The following is a 2,979-nucleotide window of genomic DNA, read 5'->3' on the forward strand; positions in this document are numbered from 1 at the left end:
ACGCCTGGCCTGCTCCCTCTGAGCCGGCGATAGAACCCTGTAACAGTTGTGCAAAGGCGAGCGTGGAGCGAAGCGGCTTGACAAGAGAGGGTTTCTCGGACTACCAAGAAGGCGCACACCGGCATGCCCAGCGGCGCGTTCACCCCGTACTTCAGATTCTCGCCCCCGCACGTAAGCTGGTTAGGGCCCACCAAGCGGCCCATCGTTTACAGCCTCGCGCTCGCCGGGCGCGTTTGTTTTCACCCTGGTGAGCACCCGAACTCGTGCTTGGTTGGCAGCCGGCACGACCCTCATCCAGGCTGGAACGGACGGCCCAATCTCATCCCGTACCGCCGGAGGCATCCACACCTCGGACGCGGACTGCCGCAGCAACTCCAGCCTCCCTATCCGCCCGAGGGCGATGCAGACCGTGCTTTCCACGATGAGGATGGAGGGCATGCTGCAAGTCCTTGTCGAGCGCTTCGGGCGAGCAACGGAAAACCGAGATCCCGTGCTTGTTGAGGATCTCTACGAACGCCCGGACGGAATAACGGGCCAGTTCGGCGGCCTTGCCCAGAGAAAGCTTACGAGCCTCGTAGAGTTTCATCGCGAGGCGAAGAAGGGCCTCATCCCTCGAAACATGGTCGGGTAAGACGACCGTGAGTTCAGGCATTTCACCCAACTTCCTCTCGCACCCGTCCGTCATCGCCACGGGGCTTTCCCTCAACTTTTCGGCCCCATCATACCACACCCCGGGCACCCAGCCTTGTGTCGGTAGTCCGGGTCGGACTCGCAAGCCAACGCCCGGAACCGCCCCGGTTCGTACCGGGCGGTCGCAGGGCCTGGGCGATGTCCTGCGTGGCCGAGGATGGGTCCCGCCGGTGTCTGTCAGTAAAGAGTTGCTGTCGAAGGGCGATATCGTCGGCCCTTGCGACCGCTGGATTGGTCTCGATATCGCCAACCGCCCCTACGATCCGAATGCGCGGGTCGCCGGCAATGGCCAGCGTCGGCGGCGACCCTGGGTAGGCGCCGAACCCCGGGAGTTGCGCGTATGCCTGCAGGACGAGCCAGCGAACGATGAGGTCGGCGCGCTCGTCCCAGGTGTTCGGTAGGCGATACGGCGCCGTGGCGGCCGCGATCTCCTGCAGCAGGTCACCCCGCTCCTCGCTCACCTGCCGGAGGAGCTGGTCGAGCATGCGCTGCCGCTCCCCCGGCCGCAGGGTGCGGCGCAAGCCCGCCTCGGCAGCGAAGAAGTCCATGATCTCCGCCGCTCTCCGCCGGATCTGAACATCGATCTGCTGTTCGAAGGTGTCGGTACCAGCTTCGTTGAGATTTCGCGAAAGCGGGCGGCCGTCCTGATCTACCACCCCGGCGTTTTCGAGGGCCCCGGCAAAGGGTTCGAGCCGCCAGAGCGATAGCATGCGCCCCCAACCTCCGGGAGGCGGCCTCAGACGGAAGGCTTTGCTGGCAAGAACCAACGGGCGGGCGCATACAAACCCGGACCGCTTCGAACCATGAACCTGAACCGGCCCAGGGCTTCCCGAACGGAGGTCCCCGCGCGCCTTCACCGACCGAGCAAGAGGTACTGGCAGAGCTTTGGCCGGGCGAGGGTGAGCTGGTTCGACCGGTTGTTCGGCGGCACTTCGTTAATCGGGCCCGCCCGAAAAGGGCCCCGTTGGCGGCTGCCAGCACTTAAGGTGGATGAGAAGCTTGTCGATCCAAGCGGTAGGCTCGTTGAGCGCAGGCCGTCGGTCGTACTCCTCAGAGATGTGCCCGCGAGTACCGGGAGGATTTTACAACGGTGACACGAGACGAGATGGTCGCGCAGATCCGGGCGATATTGAGTCGGATGCTGGCTGAACAGGGAAAAGAGGTCCCCGTAATCACCCAGGAGACGTATCTAATCGGGGAGAGGGATCTGCCGATAGATTCCCTTGACCTAGCCATACTCATCACTGAACTCGAGGCCGTCACTCAAAAGGATCCTTTTAAGGAGGGCTTTCCCGAGTTCCGAACCGTCGGCGACCTTGCAGCCCTCTACGAGGAGTGAGCTTACTATTGGTTTCACCCGCCCGGGACAATTCTCTTCTGTACCTCACCAGTCCCTTCCGGTTTACGCGCCATGCGACCTTGGTGCAAGATGGCCGGCGAATACCAGGCGACGAGCTGCTGGCTCGAGCGTCTCAACTTGCTGCCCGCCTGAAGGTTGCTGGAGCATCCCGGGTGGCTGTGGTTACCGACAGGGCCGACACGCTCGCTATTGTGTTAATCGCATGCCAGAGCAGTGGGCTCGACCTGCTTGTGCTACGAGACATGCCTTCGGACGCGGGTGCCCTCTGGGGCGTATGCGGTGTCGATGCCACCATCGGGGAGGAGTTAAACGTAAGCCCTGTCCCAGCCGCGAAGGTGGCCCTCCCGGATGCCTCCGTACTCCTGACGACCTCAGGAACGACTGGTACGCCGAAAGTCGTCAGACACTCACTGCACAGGCTACTTGGCCGTGTACGACTCCCCAAAGACGGCGCCCTGCCCTGCCGCTGGCTTCTCACGTTTCACCCCGGCAGCTTCGCCGGAATTCAGGTGCTGCTGACCGCGATCTTGAGCGGCTCAGAACTGTTCGCCTTTTCGGAGCCGTCCGCTACTAAGCTCGCCGAAGCGGCGGCACGTTACGAGGTGACCCATATCAGCGGAACGCCAACTTTTTGGCGAGCTTTTCGGATTGCCCTGGGGGAAAACGCAGGCGAGGTGCCACTGCAGCAGATAACTTTGGGGGGCGAGGTTGCCGACCAGCCGACCCTGGACATGCTCGCCGCATCGTTCCACGGAGCCCGTATCAGCCACATCTACGCTACCACCGAGGCCGGGGCCCTCTTCGCGGTGACGGATGGACGTGCCGGGTTTCCGGCCCGGTGGCTTGAATGCGGCGTTGAGGGGGTCCGACTCCGCATCAGCGATGGCGTGCTTGAGGTGCTGAGCCCGCGCTCGATGGAGGGTTACGTT

Annotated in this window: 5 protein-coding genes; 2 read left to right on the forward strand and 3 right to left on the reverse strand. The window is 63.2% G+C overall.

The annotated features are described in order from the left end of the window. Nucleotides 1–180 precede the first annotated feature (180 nt). The 3 genes from AB1609_19685 to AB1609_19695 are packed head-to-tail and all read right to left on the reverse strand — an operon-like array spanning nucleotide 181 to nucleotide 1,400. Complete coding sequence (locus AB1609_19685) at nucleotides 181–438, reverse strand: hypothetical protein (protein ID MEW6048665.1); 258 nt, start codon at nucleotides 436–438, stop codon at nucleotides 181–183. Then, the gene (locus tag AB1609_19690; protein ID MEW6048666.1) at nucleotides 320–685 is read right to left on the reverse strand and encodes a UPF0175 family protein; all 366 of its coding nucleotides are present in this window, start codon (nucleotides 683–685) and stop codon (nucleotides 320–322) included. Before AB1609_19690 ends, AB1609_19685 begins: the two co-directional genes overlap by 119 nt. A gap of 34 nt (nucleotides 686–719) precedes the next feature. Further along, nucleotides 720–1,400 (reverse strand): hypothetical protein, encoded by a 681-nt coding sequence (locus tag AB1609_19695; GenBank protein MEW6048667.1) that lies wholly within the window; start codon nucleotides 1,398–1,400, stop codon nucleotides 720–722. A 380-nt stretch (nucleotides 1,401–1,780) separates the two neighbouring features. Here AB1609_19695 and AB1609_19700 point away from each other — a divergent pair, with 380 nt between their 5' ends. Both AB1609_19700 and AB1609_19705 read left to right on the forward strand, forming a co-directional pair. Continuing rightward, nucleotides 1,781–2,029, forward strand: coding sequence for an acyl carrier protein (locus AB1609_19700; GenBank protein ID MEW6048668.1), 249 nt, complete (start codon nucleotides 1,781–1,783; stop codon nucleotides 2,027–2,029). A 263-nt stretch (nucleotides 2,030–2,292) separates the two neighbouring features. Then, nucleotides 2,293–2,979: AMP-binding protein (locus tag AB1609_19705; GenBank protein ID MEW6048669.1), on the forward strand; the 687-nt coding region annotated here is incomplete at its 3' end.

It is taken from the genome of Bacillota bacterium (assembly GCA_040754675.1).
In the GTDB taxonomy this organism is placed as follows: domain Bacteria; phylum Bacillota; class Limnochordia; order Limnochordales; family Geochordaceae; genus Geochorda.